Raw genomic sequence first — 19,042 nt, 5'->3', positions numbered from 1 at the left:
TTGGTTTGGGGAATTAAATTTTATTAGCAACCAGTGTAATGAGTTGGCGTGCTAGCTGAAGCTTGTCAGCCTTGGCAATTTTTTTGTTGGTATTTTTTTCAACAATGAGTAATTCATTGAGATCGCTACCAAAAGTATCTGGGCCAATATTGCCCACGATCATCGGAATACCTTTGCGCTGCAGTTTTTCTTGCGCATGCTTTAAGAGGTCTGTAGATTCAGCGGCAAAGCCAACACAGTAAGGGTATGGCTTGCCACCTTTAGTTTTCACTGTCTTTGCAACATCGGCCAGAATGTCTGGATTGGCAATAAATTCTAGGCTTGGCGCTTGCTTGCCTTGACGCTTTATCTTCTCTTTGGCGGGTTTTGCAATACCCCAATCGGCAACGGCAGAAACAGCAAAGAAAATATCGCAGTCTGCAGATTGCATGGTGGCTGCGTGCATTTCTTTAGCGCTAACTACATTCGTGCGCGTAATTTTTCCAGTCGCAGCCAGTGGTGTATCTAGCTCGCAAGGACCGGCTATCAGGTGAACTTCCGCACCAGCCTCTATAGCAGCGCGAGCGATTGCAAACCCCATCTTGCCAGAGCTACGATTGGTAATGCCACGTACGGGATCGATTGCTTCAAAGGTCGGTCCAGCAGTAATTAAAACTCTCTTGCCTAACAAGGGTTTCTTCTGGAAGAAGGCAATTAATTGCTCAGTAATTTCTGCAGGTTCGAGCATGCGACCAAAGCCAACTTCGCCACATGCCTGAAAGCCACTTGCAGGGCCGAGTAATGTGACGCTGTCTTTAATCAGTCGTTCAGCACTTCTTTGGGTTGCGGCATGTTCCCACATTTGTTTGTTCATGGCAGGAGCCAGCAATAGTGGGCAATCTCTTGCTAGGCAAAGAGTGGTGAGTAAATCATCAGCCAGACCAAGGGATAGTTTGGCCATCAGATCTGCACTTGCCGGCGCAATCAAAATCGCATCTGCAGCTCTAGAAAGTTCAATGTGGGCCATATTGTTGGCAATGCTGCTATCCCATTGGCTGGTGTAAACCGGATTGCCTGTGAGTGCTTGCATGGTGACTGGCGTCACAAATTGTTGAGCAGCTTGGGTCATTACCACTTGGACACTGGCACCTTCTTGCATCAACTGACGTGCCAGCTCTGCAGACTTATAGGCTGCAATGCCACCAGAAATGCCAAGTACGATTTTCTTATTTAAAAGTGATTGCATGGGACCAGCTTAATGGGATTGAGGCTTTTTGCCAAATGACCTGCGAAGCTCGCCCCAAATAATGAGGCCAGCACCAATGCAAATGGCACTATCGGCAATATTGAAAGCGGGCCAATGCCAATTGGCGTAATGTAAATCTATAAAATCGACTACAGCGCCATACAAGATGCGATCCAAGACATTGCCAAGTGCACCCCCCAGAATGAGGCTGAGAGCCCAGCAGAGAATCTTGTCACTCAGACTCTTGCGTAGCAGCCAAAGGATGTAAGCCGAAGCTGCTAAGCCAAGGACCGTAAAGAACCAGCGCTGCCATCCTGAGCTCTGAGCTAAAAAAGAAAACGCTGCCCCCGGGTTGAATAGCAACAACCAGTTCATAAATGGCAGGACGGGTTCAGGTACGCCTAATTGAAGATTGCTTAAGGCAGACCATTTACTCAGCTGGTCTAGCAATAGCGTAATGCTTGCAATCGCTAGATAACGAAGAAATGATAGGTTTGCGCTCATAGCGTGGTGGTATGAATGCCGATTGTTTATGCAAACAAGCGTGCTTCACCATCCCCAAAAAGATTGCTGATGCATCTACCGCACAATTCTGGATGCTCTGCATTGGTGCCAACATCGGCGGTGTGATGCCAGCAGCGCCCACACTTTTTATATTGACTGCCTCTCACCAGGACTTCGAGACCGCCATTACTCAATTCAATATTGGCACTAGATGTAATAGTTACAAAGCGTAGGTCATCTTCAAGAGAATGCAAAATTGCAAAATCGATATCACCCACTTTAATGGTGAGCTCTGCTTGCAGAGATGAGCCTACATTGCCAGCCTCACGTTCAATCTCAATAGCCTTCGTTACCTCAGAGCGAATTTCGCGAATGCGTGCCCACTTTGCAAGCAGCTCAGTTGCATGCTCGATTTCTGGGAAAACGCCGAATTCTTCCATGAAGATGGATTCGCTGAGTTTCTCATTTGCACCATGCGGGAATGATGACCACGCTTCCTCGGCAGTAAAGGATAGGAATGGAGCCAACCACTTTAAAAGATTGCGAGTAATGTGAAACAGTGCGTTTTGTGCAGCACGACGCTCTTTCGAATCTGGCGCGCTCGTGTAGAGGCGGTCTTTCAGAATATCTAAGTAGAAGCCACCTAAATCTTCCGAGCAGAAAGTCAGCATGCGAGCTACAGCGGGCTGGAACTCATAAGCTTTGTAGTGAGCCTGTACTTCATTTTGTAATTGATTGGCAAGTGCAACGGCATAGCGGTCAATCTCAAGCCACTCACTTGCAGGCATGCTGTGCTTTGATGGATCAAAGTCGGATAGATTGGCCAGCAAGAAACGCAAAGTATTGCGAATACGACGATAGCTTTCAACCACACGTTTCAGAATCTCATCCGAGATCGTCATCTCGCCGGAATAATCGGTAGACGCTACCCACAAACGAATAATCTCTGCGCCCAGCTTGTCGGCAACCTGCTGCGGGGCAATCACATTACCCACAGACTTACTCATCTTGCGACCTTGGCCATCTACAGTAAAGCCGTGGGTCAGAAGTGCTTTGTATGGCGGCTTGCCATCGAGCATGGCGCCAGTAAGTAGGGATGAGTGGAACCAACCACGGTGTTGGTCTGAACCCTCAAGATATAAGTCGGCTAAACGACCATCGGTACTCTCGGCTTCAGGGCGATAGAGTTCATCACGGTGTGAGCCGCGAATAACATGCCAGTGCGTAGTGCCGGAATCAAACCACACATCCAAGGTGTCACGATTCTTCTCATATTGAGCCGCTTCTTCACCAAGCAGTTCAGCCACCTCAAGTTTTTGCCAAGCTTCAATACCTTCTTTTTCAACTCGCTTTGCAATCTCCTCGAGTAGTTCAACCGTACGTGGATGTGGCTCACCACTTTCTTTATGAACAAAGAAAGCCATAGGTACGCCCCATTGACGCTGACGTGACAAGGTCCAGTCTGGACGGTTGGCAATCATGCTCTTGAGGCGCTGCTTACCCCAAGCCGGGAAGAACTCAGTATTTTCAATGCCAGTTAATGCTGCCTCTCGCAAACTTGCTTTGGCATCAGATGGTTTCTTATCCATGCTTGCAAACCACTGCGAGGTTGCACGATAAATAATCGGCGACTTGTGACGCCAGCAGTGCATGTAAGAGTGGGTATAGGTTTTATCTCGCAAGAGGCTGCCTGCTTCACGCATGGCCTCCACAATCTTGGGATTGGCTTTCCAAATATATTCATTAGCAAAGAGTGGCAACCAAGAGGCATACACACCGTTACCCATGACTGGGTTCAAGATATCTTTATCCGCTAATTTATTTGCTTTGCATGATTTAAAGTCTTCCTCACCATAAGCTGGTGCAGAGTGCACAACACCAGTGCCGGTATCGAGTGTGACGTATTCAGCTGGGTAGATTGGTGAGAGGCGCTTGTATCCCTCATGCAATGGAGCGAGTGGATGCCAAAACGAGATGTTGGCTAATTGACTACCTAAACAAGTTGCAATGACTTTACCTTCAAGGCCAAAATCTTCGAGGCAAGTTTGTACGCGATCCTTTGCCAAGATGAGAAGCTTATCACCTGTATCGACTAAGGCGTAAGTAAGTTCTGGGTGAACATTCAAGGCCTGATTAGATGGGATGGTCCAAGGTGTTGTGGTCCAAATCACAATCATTCCAGGCTTGGCTGGAATCTCAGGTAGGCCAAACACTTTTGCAAGCTGTGAACGCTGTGCATCATCAAAAGCAAAGCCAACATCTACCGTTGGATCAGTCTTATCTTGGTATTCCACTTCAGCTTCAGCTAGTGCAGAGCCGCAGTCAAAGCACCAGTTCACTGGCTTGAGACCACGGAAGACATAACCCTTTTCCCAGATCTTCCCAAGTGCACGAATTTCATCGGCCTCATTGCGGTAGTTCATGGTGAGGTAGGGGTTGTTCCAATCGCCCAGAACACCCAAACGCTCAAAATCTTTTTTCTGCTTATCCACTTGTACCTTGGCGTAAGCACGGGCCTTCGATTGAACTTCGGCAGTCGGTAAATTTTTACCAAACTCTTTTTCAATCTGAATCTCAATCGGCATGCCATGGCAATCCCAGCCTGGGACGTATGCAGAGTCGAAGCCCATTAACCAGCGAGACTTCACGATCATGTCCTTGAGGATCTTATTTACTGCGTGACCAATATGAATATCACCGTTTGCATAGGGAGGACCATCATGCAAAATAAATTTTGGTTGATTGGCATGTGCTGTACGAATCTTTTCGTAGAGTTTATTTTTCTGCCACTGCGCAACCCACTGAGGCTCACGCTTCGGCAGGTCTCCCCGCATTGGGAATGAGGTCTCTAGAAGATTGACGGGGTAAGAGTTTTCTTTTTCAGACATATGATTTTTTCTGGAAATAATTTCTGGCATGCGCTGCATCAGATGCAATCGCTTTGGTAAGGGTGTCGAGGTCAGAGTACTTCGCCTCATCACGGATTTTTTCTAAGAGTTCAACGGTAATGATTTTTCCGTAAACATCTGCGTTGTAATCAAAGATGTGCGTCTCTAAGAGAACGCGACCTTCATCTTCGACTGTTGGTCTTACACCGAGGCTGGCTACAGCGGGAAGCGGCTTATCTTCAAGGCCTAGTACTTGTGCGGTAAAGATGCCTGAGCAGGCAGGCCTGCGATGATGAAGATGGTTAGCAACAGCAAGATTGAGGGTAGGAAAACCTAAGGTACGCCCCAGCTTTTGTCCATGAATGACGTGACCGGAGATGCCGTAAGGCCGCCCTAATAATTTTGTCGCTTGATCCATGTCACCATTGGCTAAGGCATTGCGAAGCGCTGAGCTGGATATGCGCTCACCGTTCTCAAGAACGGTGTGGATGCTCGAAACTTCGAAGCCATATTTTTCGCCGGCAGCTTTGAGACTTGCAAAGTTGCCCGCGCGTTTTGCGCCATAGCAAAAATCATCCCCAATCAAAATCCATTTGGCGTTGAGTTGTTTAATGATGATTTCAGAAACGAACTCTTCTGGAGTAAGTCGAGCAAAAGCTGAATTGAAATGCTCTACAACTACACGGTCAATGCCGATGTCAGCAAAAGCGGCAAGCTTGTCGCGTAAATTTAGTATGCGAGGGGGCGCCTGCTCTGGAGAAAAGAATTCTTTAGGGTGCGGCTCGAAAGTCATCACGCAGCTAACCAGACTACGTTCTTGGGCGCCATCCTGCAGTTGTTTTAGCAGGGCGCGATGACCCCTGTGCACGCCATCGAAATTACCGATGGTTAAGGCACAAGCCGGTCCTGCAGAAAACTGGGTAGGGCCACGGAATACGTTCACTAAATCGCTTTCAGGGTCGCTTTCGGGGTAACCATCAATTATATTGTGGGCATGCCATCTATCGTCACCTTAATCTCAGGCCGCGGATCCAATTTCGAGGCCATCGTCAAAACAGCTCAAAAAGAGCAGTGGCCCGTCACTTTTGCAGGGGTGATCGCTAATCACTCTGCTGCTAAGGGCCTTGATTTTGCTCGCTCTCAAGGCATTCCAGCCTTTGCCATTGAGCATAAAGAACATGCTACACGCGAGTCCTTTGATGCTGCTCTCATCGCAAAAATCGATGAATTAGGTGCTGATTTAGTGGTTCTGGCCGGTTTTATGAGAATTCTGACCCCGGGCTTTATTCGTCATTTTGAGGGTCGCCTGATCAATATCCACCCTGCCTTGTTGCCAGCCTTCCCGGGTTTGCATACCCACGAGCGGGCTTTGGAGGCCGGCGTAGCCGAACACGGTGCCAGCGTGCACTTTGTGACCGAGGGTGTCGATGAAGGCCCCATCATCTGTCAAGCTTCAGTTCCAGTGCTTCCTGGCGACGATGCAGATAGTTTGGCGGCGCGCGTTTTGGCAGCTGAGCATCAGATTTACCCGCGGGCCGTAAAATGGTTCCTTGATGGACGATTGCGAATAGAAGGTAATCAAGTTCAGGTTCAACCACCGGAGTCGCAATTAATAAAATTATGAGTAAAGAACGTTCATCCCGCGGAGCCAGTACTGGCTCAAAGTCTGGATCCAGATCTGGATCGCGCTTAGGCCCACAAAAGAGTTATGCCGCTAAATCTAAGGATCCATTGCGTCGCCCAGAGCGTCGTAATGCGAGCGGAAACATCATTGCGCCCGAAGGTCAAAAAAACTTTTCTAATGCGAAGGCTTTGCCTCAGCATGCCATTCATTTAGAGCGTCTGCTTCCTGAGTTACTCAATTTTGAGCAACCGGCTGATCGTGTAGTGAGTCGCTATTTCCGCTCTGAACCGCAGCTGGGTAATCGTGATCGCGCCTTAATTGCTGAGAGTGCTTTTGCCATCTTGCGTCGTAAAAATGAGTTCTCACAATTTGCTTCAAGTGGTGAGGGATCACAGGCCAGACGCTTAGCCCTATTGGGTTTGCTGTCTGCTCTGTCTGAAGGTGGTCTTGGTTCTGCTAATCGCGCTGAGAGTGCGATTGCTGACTTAGCCCACGTGCTCAAGACGGGCGAGTACGAGTGGTTGCAGCGCTTTGCGACAGTCGATCCATCAGCACTCAATCCATTGGTTCGTAATAACTTGCCGGAATGGTTGTGGGATGCGTTTGGAAAATATCCCGGCGAAGAATCTCGCGAAGAGTTGGCTAAATCACTCATGCATCCAGCCCTTTTGGATTTACGTGCAAACACCATGAAGACAACTCGTGAGCAATTGCTTGCTGAGATGAATGCCCTTGGCGGTCGCTATCAAGCCATCCCAACTCCATATGCCCCTGATGGTGTGCGCATTATGGGTAAGCCCGCTCTGCAAAATACTGTTGGCTTTAAAGCAGGGATGTTTGAGGTTCAAGATGAAGGCAGTCAGTTGCTGGCTTACTTGCTCGCCCCCAAACGCGGTGAGATGGTAGTGGACTTCTGTGCAGGTGCTGGCGGCAAGACTTTAGCGATTGGGGCAATCATGCGCTCCACAGGCCGTTTGTACGCCCTGGATACATCTGAGCGCCGCTTGGCTAATTTGAAGCCGCGGCAAGCCCGTAGCGGACTCTCTAACGTGCATCCTGTCTGGATTGATAGCGAGAATGACACTAAGATCAAGCGCTTAGCCGGCAAGATTGATCGCGTTTTAGTCGACGCCCCTTGTAGTGGCATGGGTACTTTGCGCCGTAACCCAGACCTCAAATGGCGCCAGACCCCAGAAGGGGTGTTGGAGCTCAATCAAAAGCAAATGAATATATTGGCTTCGGCAAGTCGCTTGCTCAAGCCAGGAGGCCGCTTGGTTTATGCGACCTGCAGCCTTTTACCTCAAGAAAACCAGCAAATTGCAGAGGATTTCTTGGCAAAGCACCCCAATTTTGAGGTTGTTCCGGCAGCCGAGGTTCTTAAGCCGTTGTTTCCAAAGGATAAAATTCCTTTAGGGTGTAGTCCTGATAACCCTTGGTGGCAGCTTTGGCCCCATATTCACGGTACAGATGGCTTCTTTGGGGCTGTTTTCCAAAAGAAAGCTGCTGCTCCAGTTGAGAAGATTGATCAGGGCGATGAAAAAGGCGGGGAAAAAGAGACTAAGATCAAAACCAAGAAAGTCGCTAAAGAACTAAAATAAGGGTTTAGACCTCGTTAGGGATACCCTTTTGAACACAGCTTCTGGTTTTGATTTATTCCTTAATTGGCTATCTCATGGCTATTTAAATTGGGCGTGGTGGCAGATCCTTGTTTTTACTTTGGTGGCCACTCACATCACAATTGCTAGCGTGACTATTTTCTTGCATCGTTGCCAAGCGCACCGTGCCTTAGATTTACATCCAATCATGTCCCACTTCTTCCGGTTTTGGCTCTGGCTAACCACCGGGATGGTGACTAAAGAATGGGCTGCTATTCATCGCAAACACCATGCCAAGTGCGAGACTGTCGATGATCCACATAGCCCCCAAGTTCTCGGCATCAATACCGTTCTCTCTCGTGGAGCTGAGCTGTATAAACAAGAGTCACGCAATCAAGAGACTTTAGAGAAGTTTGGGCATGGCACGCCAGATGACTGGCTTGAGCACAATGTCTACTCCAAGTTCTCTTGGCAAGGTGTAGCCTTGATGTTGATCATCGATGTGTTTTTGTTCGGTGCTATTGGCTTAACTGTGTGGGCAGTGCAGATGCTGTGGATTCCAATTACCGCTGCTGGCATTATTAATGGCATTGGCCACTACTGGGGCTATCGCAACTATGACTGTGAAGATGCCTCCAGAAATATTTTCCCTTGGGGCATCTTGATTGGCGGCGAAGAGCTACATAACAATCATCACACCTTTGCCACAAGCGCTAAGCTCTCTAGCAAGTGGTATGAGTTTGATATCGGCTGGATGTACATTCAGATGATGAGTGCTGTTGGCTTGGCCAAAGTGAAGAAGACTTCTCCAAAGCCAGTACTAAGCGACTTGCGTCCTGCAGATCAAGGCACACTCGAAGCTATCATCGCTAACCGTTATGAAATCATGGCTCGCTATAGCAAAACCTTGAGCTCTTTCTTCAGTAACGAAGTCCAACATATGCAAGTCTTGGCGGCACATTTAAAAGATGCGCGTACCTGGTTGGGTAAAGATGAATCTCGTTTGACTGCAGAAGAAAAAGTGAAGTTGGAGGAGTTGATGGCAAGCAATGCTCAATTACGCAAGATGATTGAAATGCGTCGTGATTTGCAGGCTATCTGGAGTCGCTCCAATGCTACAGGTGATCAATTGGTTTCTCAATTGCATACGTGGTGTCAGCGCGCAGAAGATAGTGGTTTATCGAGTCTGCGTGACTTCTCTTTAAGGTTGCGTCGTTACGCTTAAGCGATGACATGAATTTTGTCTTGGTGAAAAATCAAGACAATAAAAAACCCGCTGATCTAGCGGGTTTTTTATTTGCTGCAAATAAATATCGAATCGATAAATTACTTGAGCTTAGTTTCTTTGTAAGCAACGTGCTTGCGAATGGTTGGATCGAATTTCATGATCTCCATTTTTTCAGGCTTTGTACGCTTGTTTTTTGAAGTTGTATAGAAGTGACCAGTACCAGCTGATGACTCTAATTTGATTTTTTCTCTGCCGCCTTTAGCCATTTGTGCGCTCCTTAAATTTCGCCACGTGCACGGAGATCAGACAACACAGCATCAATGCCGTTCTTGTCGATAACGCGCAAACCAGCATTGGTTAAGCGCAAGCTAATCCAACGGTTTTCAGATTCAACCCAGAAACGACGGTTTTGCAAATTCGGCAAAAAGCGACGCTTCGTTTTATTGTTTGCATGGGATACATTGTTGCCAACCATCGGCTTCTTCCCAGTGACTTGGCAAACTTTTGCCATGACATAACTCCATTAATTGCGAAAAAAGAAGATTGTATCAGTCTCCAGGCACTTTGATCTACCCTTAATTGGCTTTAGTTTTGAGGATTTTGCCGTTTAGTCGCTAATATGGGTCAAAAATAGTCAATAAGTTAGTAATTACTTCTTATTCAAGCTATTTTTCATAAGGCCTGAGTCTGAAAATGAGAAAAATCCGCTATCACTGACTATGCAGTGATCAAGGAGTGGAATATCTACCAACTGCAAGGCTTTGGAAAGTGTCTTTGTTAATTCCTGGTCGGCAATGCTTGGTAGTGGGTTTCCGCTGGGGTGGTTATGGGCAACGATGAGGGCGCTGGCGTTCCTCGCAAGCGCTTCTTTGAGGATTTCTCGGGGGTAGACGGCAGTTTGGCTTAGGGAGCCTCTAAAGAGCTCCTGGCACTCAATCAGATGCAGACGCGAGTCGAGGTATAGGCAAAGGAAGACTTCGTGTGGGAGGCGTCCAAATCGGGCTTGCAAGAACTCTCTGACATAGCTTGGCGAAGAGAAGACCGATGCTTGGGAGAGGGTTTCCTCAAGACTGCGCTTGACAAGCTCATACGCCGCCTGAATTTGTGACCATTTAGAAATACCCATGCCATGAATCTGGGTTAATTCCTCCGGGGCGCAGGATAGGAGGCGTGGCAAATTACCAAAATGGTGGATGAGATCTTCTGCCAATGCCACCGCAGTTTTACCTTTGACGCCAACGCGCAGAAAGATCGCAAGTAATTCGGCATCACTTAGAGCTGCCGCTCCTAGGGCGCGTAGTTTTTCGCGGGGCTGCTCTATTTTGGGCCAGTCTGTAATGGGTGAGTGCACGCTCGTGTCAGGCCTAGATACAATTACCTTATGACTAAGCTTACGGTTTTGCCCAATTCCTTCCTGACCCTCAACTATCGGCTGACTTTGCCCAGTGGGGATGATTACATCAATACTTTTATTGATCGCCCTGCGACGGTGTTGATGGGTTCTGGACAATTTGCGCCTTGTTTTGAAAAAGTGTTGATCGGGTTGGCTGTGGGTGAAAAGAAAAGTGCCTTGCTGCCCCCTGAGGAAAGCTTTGGGGAGCGTAAGGAAGAATTAATGCAATGGGTTTCTTTGGGTGCGCTTAAAGAGGGTCGCGATGATGATGTGGAATTTAATCCTGGCGACGTGATTGAATTTAATGCGCCCGGTGGTGCTCAATATGCTGGTGTATTGCAATCCATTAATGAAGAGGGTGCATGGTTTGATTTCAATCACCCGCTTGCTGGAAGGTCTATCACCTTCGAAGCTGAAATCGTTGCCATCCTCTGATTCATGACTAATCCATCTAGCACGCAAGAGGCCGCAGAAATTTTGATGGCACAGCCTCGCGGTTTTTGCGCGGGTGTGGATCGTGCCATCAATATTGTCAATGAAGCGCTGACACGTTTTGGCGCACCAATTTATGTACGTCATGAAATTGTTCACAACGCCTATGTCGTCAATGGACTGCGTGATAAAGGTGCTGTGTTTGTCGATGAGTTGCATGAAGTTCCCAAAGGCGGCATCGTCGTATTCAGTGCCCATGGTGTTTCTCAAGAAGTTCGCCAAGATGCTGAGGCGCGCGGACTGCAGGTATATGACGCTACCTGCCCATTGGTTACCAAGGTGCATCTTGAGGTCATCAAAATGTGTAAAGATGGTTTTACGGTCTTGATGATTGGTCACGCAGGACACCCCGAAGTCGAAGGCACGATGGGGCAGGTAGAAAAGGGCATTCATCTGATTGAAAAAGTGGCGGATGTTGCTGAGCTGCCCTTTACTGAGAATGAAAAAATTGCTTTTGTAACGCAAACCACACTCTCCGTAGATGAGACCAAAGAAATTGTTGACGTCTTAACTCAAAAATTTCCAAATATTGTTCAGCCGCGTAAACAAGATATTTGTTATGCCACTCAGAACCGTCAAGATGCTGTGAAATTTATGGCACCTCAGGTTGAGGTAGTTATTGTGGTGGGAAGCAAGGCAAGCTCGAACTCGAATCGCTTGCGTGAATTAGCTGAAAAACTCGGCGTACCGGCTTACATGGTGGATGCACCAGAACAACTTCAGGCTGAATGGTTTGTGGGCAAGAAACGTGTTGGCCTTACTGCGGGGGCATCAGCGCCAGAGAGCCTGGCACTCTCGATTGTGGAAAAGATTCAAGAGTTTGGCCCGCGTAGTATTCGTAATCTCGAGGGTGTAGTCGAGGACATTACTTTCTCGTTGCCCAAAAATTTAGTTGGCTAGCCATAAAAAAGAAAGGAGCTCAAGGCTCCTTTATTAAATTGAATCTTAATATTGCTTAAGCAACTTGTTTGAGCAGCTCTCTCAAGATATTGCACATCTGACGGATTTCATCATCAGAAACATTGAGTGCAGGCATAAAGCGTAAGAGATTGGGTCTTGGTGAGTTGATCAACAATCCTTCTGGACCTCTATCGCGAGCAAGCTCAACTAATTTGGCGCCAATATCACTGCTCAACATAAGGGCGCGTAATAAGCCTTCACCCCGTTCACCATCTAAATTAAATTCTGCTGAAATAGCACGCAGTTCTTTGCTAAGTAACTCGCCTTTGGTGCGAACAGAGTCCAGGAAGCCTGGCGCTAATAGTTGCTCGATCACACTAATGCCAACTGCGGTCATGAGTGGGTTGCCGTTATAGGTGCCGCCTTGATCGCCTGGAACAAAGCAAGCAACTGCATCGGTTGCCATGAGTGCAGCTAACGGAACGCCACCACCGATACCTTTACCTAAGGTCATGATGTCAGGTTCGATGCCGTAATGTTGATAGGCAAAGAGTTTTCCAGTGCGCCCACAGCCAGCTTGCACTTCATCCACGATCAACAAGATATTGTTTTCTTTAGTGAATTTACGCAGGCTTTGCATAAATTCTTTTGTAGTCGGGATCACGCCACCTTCGCCTTGAACTGGCTCGAGCATGACTGCAACTGTTTTGTCAGTGACAAGTTTTTTGACGGAGTCCAGGTCATTCAAATCTGCTTTTGGAAAGCCGGGAACTTGCGGGGCAAACATGGTGTCCCAACCTGGCTTGCCAGATGCACTCATGGTCGCTAAGGTACGACCATGAAAGCTGTGATCAAAGGTGATGATTTCAAAGGCGCCAGACTTATTGAGTTGACCCCATTTACGAGCCAGCTTGATGGCGCCTTCATTTGCTTCAGCGCCACTATTAGCAAAAAATACTTTGTTAAAGCAGCTGTTGTCTGTCAGAAGATTCGATAAGCGAATCATTGGTTCGTTATAGAACGCTGGGCTCGGGTTAATCAGTTTCTTAGCTTGAGCATTGAGCGCTTCAATCATGCCTGGGTTGCTATGACCTAGGCAGTTCACAGCCCAACCTTGCAAGAAGTCTAAGTAACGCTTGCCATTGTTATCGGTGAGCCATGAGCCCTTACCCTCAACCATCATCACTTCTGGTCGCTGAGTAATAAACATCACTGAGTGGGCATCTACGGATTGGGCTGGCTTATTCATATCGTGTACGAAGTGAGATCAAATGAGGTTTCTATTATCACGCTTAGCAGGCTAGATTGTTGCAAGATCAGCTGCGCTGGTAAAGGAGTCTGCAAAGAACTCCTCCTCGGGTAGCTTGCACTGAGAAGAAAAGTCTTGGCGGGCTGCGTTGACCATGACGGGGGCGCCGCAGGCATAGACCTGGTAAGGGCTTAGGTCAGCATGGTCAGCGACCACAGCCTGATGCACAAAGCCAGTGCGCCCAGTCCATTGATCTTCTGGAAGGGCATCGGAAATAACGGGGATGTATTTGAAGTCTGGAATTTCTCTTACCCATGATTTGCAAAGCGCATCGAGGTAAAGGTCGCTAGGGCGACGTCCGCCCCAATACAGATGAATCGGGCGTTGAATCTTTTTGAGCTGCATTTGCTCGACAATGGATTTAATGGGAGCAAAGCCAGTGCCTGCCGCAACAAAAATGATGGGTTTCTTGGAGTCTTCTCTCAGGAAGAAGCTGCCCAATGGACCCTCAAAGCGCAGGATATCTTTTTCTTTTAATGCGGGATCTTTTGCGCCAAAGACAAAGTCGGTAAAGAGTCCGCCTGGCAAGTGGCGAATGTGTAACTCTAAAGGACCCTCTTGATCAGGCGCATTGGCAATGGAGTAGGCGCGGCGCTGTCCATCTTTAAGAAGGAATTCTAAATACTGACCCGCTAGAAATTGAAAACGCTCAGCTGCTGGCAGTTGCAACTTCAGAATTGCCACATCTGTACTGGGTTTAGAAATGGCATTCACACGACAAGGCACCTTTCTGATAGCGATATCGCCAGCACCCTGAACTTCACGTGCTTCAATCAGGAGATCAGATTTTGGGTGAGCACAGCAAAACAAGGTGCCGCCAGCGGCCTCATCAGCAGAGCTTAAGGCAGCAGCACTATGTTGGCCGTGCTCCACCTGACCCTCTAGAACCTTGCCTTTACAGGATCCGCAGGCACCGTTTTTGCAGCCATAAGGAAGGGTGATGCCCTGCTGTAATGCTGCCTCGAGAAGGGTTTCATCCTTCTGGACGGTAAATTGTTTGCCGCTCGACTTGAGCGTGACTTGGTAAGACACTCTCATTCCTTTCAATAAATCGTTACGATGTGACCTATGCAATCTTTTGGTAAATCTCGAATCCTGATCGTCGGTTGCGGCGATATTGGCCTACGTGTTGCCAAACAGCTTGCTCGAAGTCATCGCGTGTACGCCTTAACATCCCAGAAAGCCCGTTTTCAGGAGCTGAGGGCAGTTGGCGCGATTCCGATTTTGGGGGATCTGGATAAGCCCGATAGCTTGTGGCGTTTGAGTGGATTAGCGCAAACTGTGATCCACTTGGCACCACCCCAAAATACTGGTCATCGTGATTGCCGAACTCGCAACCTCCTCCGAATTTTAGCCCAAGGCTCTGATATTGTTGGGCGCTTGATTTATGTGAGTACTACTGGTGTTTACGGGAATCATGCTGGTGGCAGGGTGAGTGAAGTGACACCTGTCAATCCTCAGAGTGAGCGAGCCAAGCGCAGGGTGGACGCAGAAAATTGCCTGCGTCTTTGGGCTCCAGCTCATGGAGTCGCGCTGACCATCCTACGTGTACCCGGCATTTATGCTGCAGACCGATTGCCGGTTGACCGCATACAGGCAGGAACACCCGCCTTAATCGCAGAAGAGGATGCCTACTCAAACCATATTCAGAGTGATGATTTGGCGAGATTAGTGTGTGCTGCCGTTTACCACGGCAAACCACAGCGCGTCATTAATGCCTGTGATGGTGGTGAAACCAAGATGGGTGATTACTTTGATGAAGTGGCTGATGTCTTTGGTTTGGAGCGACCACCAAGGATGCCTGCTGAGCAATTGGAAAAAATCGTATCTCCCATGCTGTGGTCCTTTATGCGGGAGTCACGGCGCGTAACCAATAGGCGACTAGCAGAATTAAAAACCCCGCTACGCTATCCCAGCGTGGCAGAGTTTCTGAAAACTATTTCCAAGAATCCTTAAGTCCGACCGTACGGTTGAATACAGGCTGACCTGGCTTGGAATCGCTTTGGTCTGCGACAAAGTAACCATGGCGTTCAAACTGGAAGCGATCTTCTGCTTTGGCATCTTTCATGCAAGGCTCTAAGTAGGCGGTAATCGTTTGCTTAGAGCTTGGGTTAATCGCATCAAGGAAATTCTTATCACCACTATCTGGATGTGGATCATTAAACAGATGGTCATAGAGACGCACTTGCGCAGGCACAGCCTCAGCTGCGCTGACCCAATGAATGTTGCCCTTGACTTTGTAATTGTTTGAGCCTGGAGTACCACTCTTACTATCAGGGAAGTGAGTCGCGTTCACTCGAATCACATTGCCATTAGCATCTACTTCAAAGCCAGTGCACTCAATCACAAATCCATGGCGCAAACGCACGCGTCCACCTGCTTGATCGCCGATTGGTGGGTAGAGCCTGAAGAATCCTTTAATAGGCTCCTTCATAAAGTCATCTTCCTCAATCCACAATTCTTTTGTGAAATGAAATTCGCGATTACCCCATTCAGGATGTTGAGGATGGCGTGGTGCTGAACAGGGCTCACTTACAGAGGCGTCAAAGTTTTCAATGACGAGTTTGAGTGGCTTTAGAACTGCTGTAGCCCGTGGAGCTTTGCCTTCTAGATCATCCCGCAAGGCTTGATCCAGCGTACTCATATCGATCCAGCTATCCGCTTTAGAAACCCCGATGCGCTCGCAGAACAAGCGAATACTCTCTGGCGTATAGCCTCTGCGACGAATGCCGACGATGGTTGGCATGCGTGGATCATCCCAGCCATCAACATGTTTTTCTTCGACCAATTGCAGCAGCTTACGTTTGCTGGTGATGGTGTAAGTTAAGTTGAGGCGGGCGAATTCATACTGATGCGGCACTGGATTTTTGAAGATCCCTAATTCTGCTAGTGAGGCAACAATCCAATCGTAGAGTGGACGATTATTCTCAAACTCCAAAGTACAGATGGAGTGTGAGACATTTTCTAGTGCATCCGAAATGCAGTGCGTGAAATCATATAAAGGGTAGATGCACCACTTGCTGCCAGTCCGGTGGTGATCGGTATGACGAATACGATATACCACAGGATCACGCATCACAATATTATGATGCGCCATATCAATTTTTAGACGTAGAACATGTTCTCCATCTTTGTATTTGCCATCACGCATCTCGCGGAATAAAGCCAGATTCTCGTCTGGAGTGCGATTACGGTAGGGACTATTTTTTCCAGCTTGCCCAAAGTTACCGCGATTAGTATGAATGTCATCGGCACTTTGACTATCCACATAGGCTTTGCCACTCTGAATCAGAATTTCTGCAAACTCATAGAGCTGATCAAAGTAATCACTCGCGTGATACAGATGCGTGCCCCAATCAAAGCCAAGCCATTTGACTGCATCCAAAATGCTGTCCGCATACTCAACATCCTCTTTGACTGGATTGGTGTCATCGAGGCGCATATTGCACCGCGCACCACCAGCCAGCTGGTTGTAATCAGCAGCTAAGCCAAAGTTGAGGCAGATACTTTTAGCGTGACCGATGTGGAGATAGCCATTAGGTTCTGGCGGAAAGCGCGTAATGATGGAGGGGATAGCTTGACCATCACGGCTGCTGCGGTTCTGATAGGCGCCACTCGCCAAATCATGGTCAATGATCTGGCGCAAAAAGTTGGAAGGCTCAGCAATTGTGCTGGCAGGAACTTTGGGTGATTTGCTATCTTGGGACATGCGCCCATTGTAGAGAAAACCCTCGCCCCTAAAGAAAAAGCCCGCAAACTACTGCGGGCTCGTTTCTGGGAAGCTTTCGAGAATTACTCCTCTACAAAAGCCTCCTCACGGGTTTTCTTAACCGCCGGGAGAGCTACGATCACCACCAAGAGAGCAGCCGCAATGAGCAGGCTGAGAGATAGTGGACGCGTAAAGAAGGTGGAGAAATCACCGCGTGACAACAACAGTGCGCGACGGAAGTTCTCTTCCATCATTGGTCCGAGCACGAAACCAAGGAGTAATGGAGCAGGTTCGCAGCCGAGCTTGAAGAAGAGGTAGCCAATTAAGCCGAAACCAGCCGTTACATAAACGTCAAATATGGAATTATTGACGGTGTAAACGCCGATACAGCAGAAGACCAGGATGGCTGGATACATCAAGCGGTATGGAATTTTCAAGAGCTTTACCCAAATACCAATGAGAGGCAAGTTCAAGAGAATCAACATCACGTTACCAATCCACATGGACGCAATCAGACCCCAGAACAGGGCTGGGTTACTAGTCATCACTTGTGGACCAGGTTGAATGTTATGAATAGTCATCGCTCCAACCATCAGAGCCATCACTGCATTTGGTGGAATACCCAAGGTGAGCAATGGAATAAAAGAGGTTTGAGCTGCAGCATTATTGGCTGCTTCTGGACCCGCAACACCCTCAATAGCACCCTTACCGAATTCATGAGTGTATTTTGAGGATTTCTTCTCAACTGAGTAAGCGCCAAAGGCGGCCAGAGCTGCACCACCGCCTGGAAGAATTCCCAAAATAGAGCCAATGGTAGTGCCGCGCAGGATAGATGGAACCATGCGCTTCAGATCATTTTTAGTTGGAATCATGGAGGTGACTTTGTTGAGGAAGCCCTCTTCATCGTCTTTTTTCTCCAAATTACCCATGATTTCAGCAAAGCCAAATACGCCCATAGCCACGCTGACAAAGCCAATACCATCGCTGAGTTGTGGAATATCAAAGGAGTAGCGAGCAACCCCAGAGTTTACGTCCGTGCCGATCAAGCCCATCAATAAACCAAGGATGATCATGCCAATGGCTTTGATCAAGGAACCTGAAGCCAGAACAACCGCGCCAATTAATCCCAAAACCATAAGGGAGAAGTATTCGGCTGGCCCAAACTTAAAGGCCAATTCAGAGAGCGGCGCGGCAAAAGCAGCTAAAACGAGTGTCGCCACGCAACCGGCAAAGAATGAACCCATACCCGCTGTAAATAAAGCGACACCACCGCGGCCATTTTTAGCCATTTGGTAGCCGTCAATTGCCGTCACCACCGAGGACGTTTCCCCTGGAATGTTGAGCAAAATTGCAGTAGTAGATCCTCCGTACTGTGAGCCGTAATAAATACCGGCCAACATAATTAAGGCTGCAATTGGAGGCAGTGCGTAGGTTGCTGGGAGCAACATGGCAATAGTTGCTACAGGGCCTAGGCCAGGGAGTACGCCAATGAGGGTGCCCAATAAGCAACCAATAAAGCAGTACATCAAATTTTGAAGGGTGAACGCGGTATCGAATCCGAGAGCGAGATTATTAAATAATTCCATTTTTCTAGTTCCCGGTGATTATTCGAAAAAGAACGGTAAAACTGGGAACGTGAGCTTAAGGCCAACGATAAACACCAGATAAGTAAACACCATCAGCACAATGGAATTTAGGGTAGCTGCTTTCCAGCTAAATTCCTTACTTGCCGTTGAAGATGCAAAAACAAGGCCAAAAATAGCCACCAGAACCCCCATAGTTGGCAGCAAAATGCCAAAAAGACAAATTGATCCAGTAATAATGCCTATTACTCGCCAGTTGAATTGAGGGATTTGATCGATGGCTGCGCTAGCTCTCAATGAGGTAACGAGTACGAGTAAGCCCAGTAAAAACATGAGTATTCCGAGGGCCAGCGGGAAGTATCCAGGACCCATTTTGGCCGCAGTGCCCAAAGAATAGGTGGTGGCAATACCTGCAAAGAAAAGGCCGATAACCATATACATGATTCCGGCGCCAAAATCCCTTTGATTGCGAATTTTCAACTTGAGCTCCTTATATCGACTTAAAGGTCGATCTATTTATTAATGTTATGGGATTGTAAGGCAGGATTGAGGGGGTTTGCCTAGGGTTTGCCCCCGACTAGTGCCAATGCGA

General features: G+C 48.0%; 18 protein-coding genes. 6 read left to right on the top strand and 12 right to left on the bottom strand.

Going from position 1 to position 19,042, the window contains the following annotated elements:
* Positions 1-13: 13 nt before the first annotated feature.
* From coaBC to FD975_RS08550, 4 genes are read right to left on the bottom strand one after another with little or no spacing between them, the layout of a single operon-like run.
* Complete coding sequence (coaBC, locus tag FD975_RS08565) at positions 14-1,225, bottom strand: bifunctional phosphopantothenoylcysteine decarboxylase/phosphopantothenate--cysteine ligase CoaBC (protein WP_215301898.1); 1,212 nt, start codon at positions 1,223-1,225, stop codon at positions 14-16.
* A gap of 9 nt (positions 1,226-1,234) precedes the next feature.
* A complete protein-coding gene (gene lspA / locus FD975_RS08560; RefSeq protein WP_215301897.1) occupies positions 1,235-1,729 on the bottom strand; it encodes a signal peptidase II in 495 nt (164 codons plus the stop codon).
* A 26-nt stretch (positions 1,730-1,755) separates the two neighbouring features.
* A complete protein-coding gene (gene ileS, locus FD975_RS08555) occupies positions 1,756-4,635 on the bottom strand; it encodes an isoleucine--tRNA ligase (protein WP_371743407.1) in 2,880 nt (959 codons plus the stop codon).
* Positions 4,610-5,560 carry a bifunctional riboflavin kinase/FAD synthetase gene (locus FD975_RS08550; protein WP_215301893.1) on the bottom strand — a complete coding sequence of 317 codons (951 nt, stop codon included), beginning with the start codon at positions 5,558-5,560 and terminating at the stop codon, positions 4,610-4,612. The genes ileS and FD975_RS08550 overlap by 26 nt, the downstream gene beginning before the upstream one ends.
* Before the next feature lie 51 nt (positions 5,561-5,611).
* On the opposite strand from FD975_RS08550, the gene purN reads away from it, so the two are divergent.
* From purN to FD975_RS08535, 3 genes are read left to right on the top strand one after another with little or no spacing between them, the layout of a single operon-like run.
* Entirely contained in the window at positions 5,612-6,241 is a 630-nt protein-coding gene (gene purN, locus FD975_RS08545) for a phosphoribosylglycinamide formyltransferase (protein ID WP_215301891.1), read from the top strand.
* On the top strand, positions 6,238-7,839 hold the full coding sequence (locus FD975_RS08540; RefSeq protein WP_215301890.1) for an RsmB/NOP family class I SAM-dependent RNA methyltransferase: 1,602 nt from the start codon (positions 6,238-6,240) through the stop codon (positions 7,837-7,839). Before purN ends, FD975_RS08540 begins: the two co-directional genes overlap by 4 nt.
* A 28-nt stretch (positions 7,840-7,867) precedes the next feature.
* Positions 7,868-9,061, top strand: coding sequence for an acyl-CoA desaturase (locus tag FD975_RS08535; RefSeq protein ID WP_215301888.1), 1,194 nt, complete (start codon positions 7,868-7,870; stop codon positions 9,059-9,061).
* Between the two features lie 101 nt (positions 9,062-9,162).
* On the opposite strand, the gene rpmG is transcribed toward FD975_RS08535, so the two are convergent.
* The 3 genes from rpmG to radC form a co-directional block, all read right to left on the bottom strand.
* A complete protein-coding gene (rpmG, locus tag FD975_RS08530) occupies positions 9,163-9,330 on the bottom strand; it encodes a 50S ribosomal protein L33 (RefSeq protein WP_015421876.1) in 168 nt (55 codons plus the stop codon).
* 11 nt (positions 9,331-9,341) lie between these two features.
* Positions 9,342-9,575: a 50S ribosomal protein L28 gene (rpmB, locus tag FD975_RS08525; RefSeq protein WP_011903570.1), complete on the bottom strand. Its 234-nt coding sequence runs from the start codon at positions 9,573-9,575 to the stop codon at positions 9,342-9,344.
* A gap of 138 nt (positions 9,576-9,713) precedes the next feature.
* Positions 9,714-10,415 carry a DNA repair protein RadC gene (gene radC / locus FD975_RS08520; protein WP_251371182.1) on the bottom strand — a complete coding sequence of 234 codons (702 nt, stop codon included), beginning with the start codon at positions 10,413-10,415 and terminating at the stop codon, positions 9,714-9,716.
* Between the two features lie 30 nt (positions 10,416-10,445).
* Here radC and FD975_RS08515 point away from each other — a divergent pair, with 30 nt between their 5' ends.
* Both FD975_RS08515 and ispH read left to right on the top strand, forming a co-directional pair.
* The gene (locus FD975_RS08515) at positions 10,446-10,892 is read left to right on the top strand and encodes a peptidylprolyl isomerase (RefSeq protein ID WP_215301886.1); all 447 of its coding nucleotides are present in this window, start codon (positions 10,446-10,448) and stop codon (positions 10,890-10,892) included.
* Between the two features lie 3 nt (positions 10,893-10,895).
* Positions 10,896-11,849, top strand: coding sequence for a 4-hydroxy-3-methylbut-2-enyl diphosphate reductase (ispH, locus tag FD975_RS08510; RefSeq protein ID WP_215301885.1), 954 nt, complete (start codon positions 10,896-10,898; stop codon positions 11,847-11,849).
* 55 nt (positions 11,850-11,904) lie between these two features.
* On the opposite strand, the gene FD975_RS08505 is transcribed toward ispH, so the two are convergent.
* Together FD975_RS08505 and FD975_RS08500 are read right to left on the bottom strand one after the other, a co-directional pair.
* A complete protein-coding gene (locus tag FD975_RS08505; RefSeq protein ID WP_215301883.1) occupies positions 11,905-13,098 on the bottom strand; it encodes an acetylornithine transaminase in 1,194 nt (397 codons plus the stop codon).
* 51 nt (positions 13,099-13,149) lie between these two features.
* Entirely contained in the window at positions 13,150-14,190 is a 1,041-nt protein-coding gene (locus FD975_RS08500) for a CDP-6-deoxy-delta-3,4-glucoseen reductase (RefSeq protein ID WP_215301880.1), read from the bottom strand.
* A gap of 36 nt (positions 14,191-14,226) precedes the next feature.
* Here FD975_RS08500 and FD975_RS08495 point away from each other — a divergent pair, with 36 nt between their 5' ends.
* A complete protein-coding gene (locus tag FD975_RS08495) occupies positions 14,227-15,114 on the top strand; it encodes an SDR family oxidoreductase (RefSeq protein ID WP_215301878.1) in 888 nt (295 codons plus the stop codon).
* Here FD975_RS08495 and FD975_RS08490 read toward each other — a convergent pair.
* The 3 genes from FD975_RS08490 to FD975_RS08480 all read right to left on the bottom strand — a co-directional run bounded on the left by FD975_RS08490 (position 15,095) and on the right by FD975_RS08480 (position 18,930).
* Positions 15,095-16,867 (bottom strand): glutamine--tRNA ligase/YqeY domain fusion protein, encoded by a 1,773-nt coding sequence (locus FD975_RS08490; RefSeq protein WP_215301877.1) that lies wholly within the window; start codon positions 16,865-16,867, stop codon positions 15,095-15,097. The two genes, FD975_RS08495 and FD975_RS08490, sit on opposite strands and share 20 nt — an antisense overlap.
* Positions 16,868-16,950: 83 nt before the next feature.
* Positions 16,951-18,453 carry a tripartite tricarboxylate transporter permease gene (locus FD975_RS08485; RefSeq protein WP_215301875.1) on the bottom strand — a complete coding sequence of 501 codons (1,503 nt, stop codon included), beginning with the start codon at positions 18,451-18,453 and terminating at the stop codon, positions 16,951-16,953.
* 18 nt (positions 18,454-18,471) lie between these two features.
* Complete coding sequence (locus FD975_RS08480; protein ID WP_215301874.1) at positions 18,472-18,930, bottom strand: tripartite tricarboxylate transporter TctB family protein; 459 nt, start codon at positions 18,928-18,930, stop codon at positions 18,472-18,474.
* Positions 18,931-19,042: the final 112 nt, after the last annotated feature.

Source organism: Polynucleobacter sp. AP-Jannik-300A-C4 (genome assembly GCF_018688335.1).
Lineage (GTDB): Bacteria > Pseudomonadota > Gammaproteobacteria > Burkholderiales > Burkholderiaceae > Polynucleobacter.
This window is presented reverse-complemented; position numbering and strand designations above follow the sequence as displayed.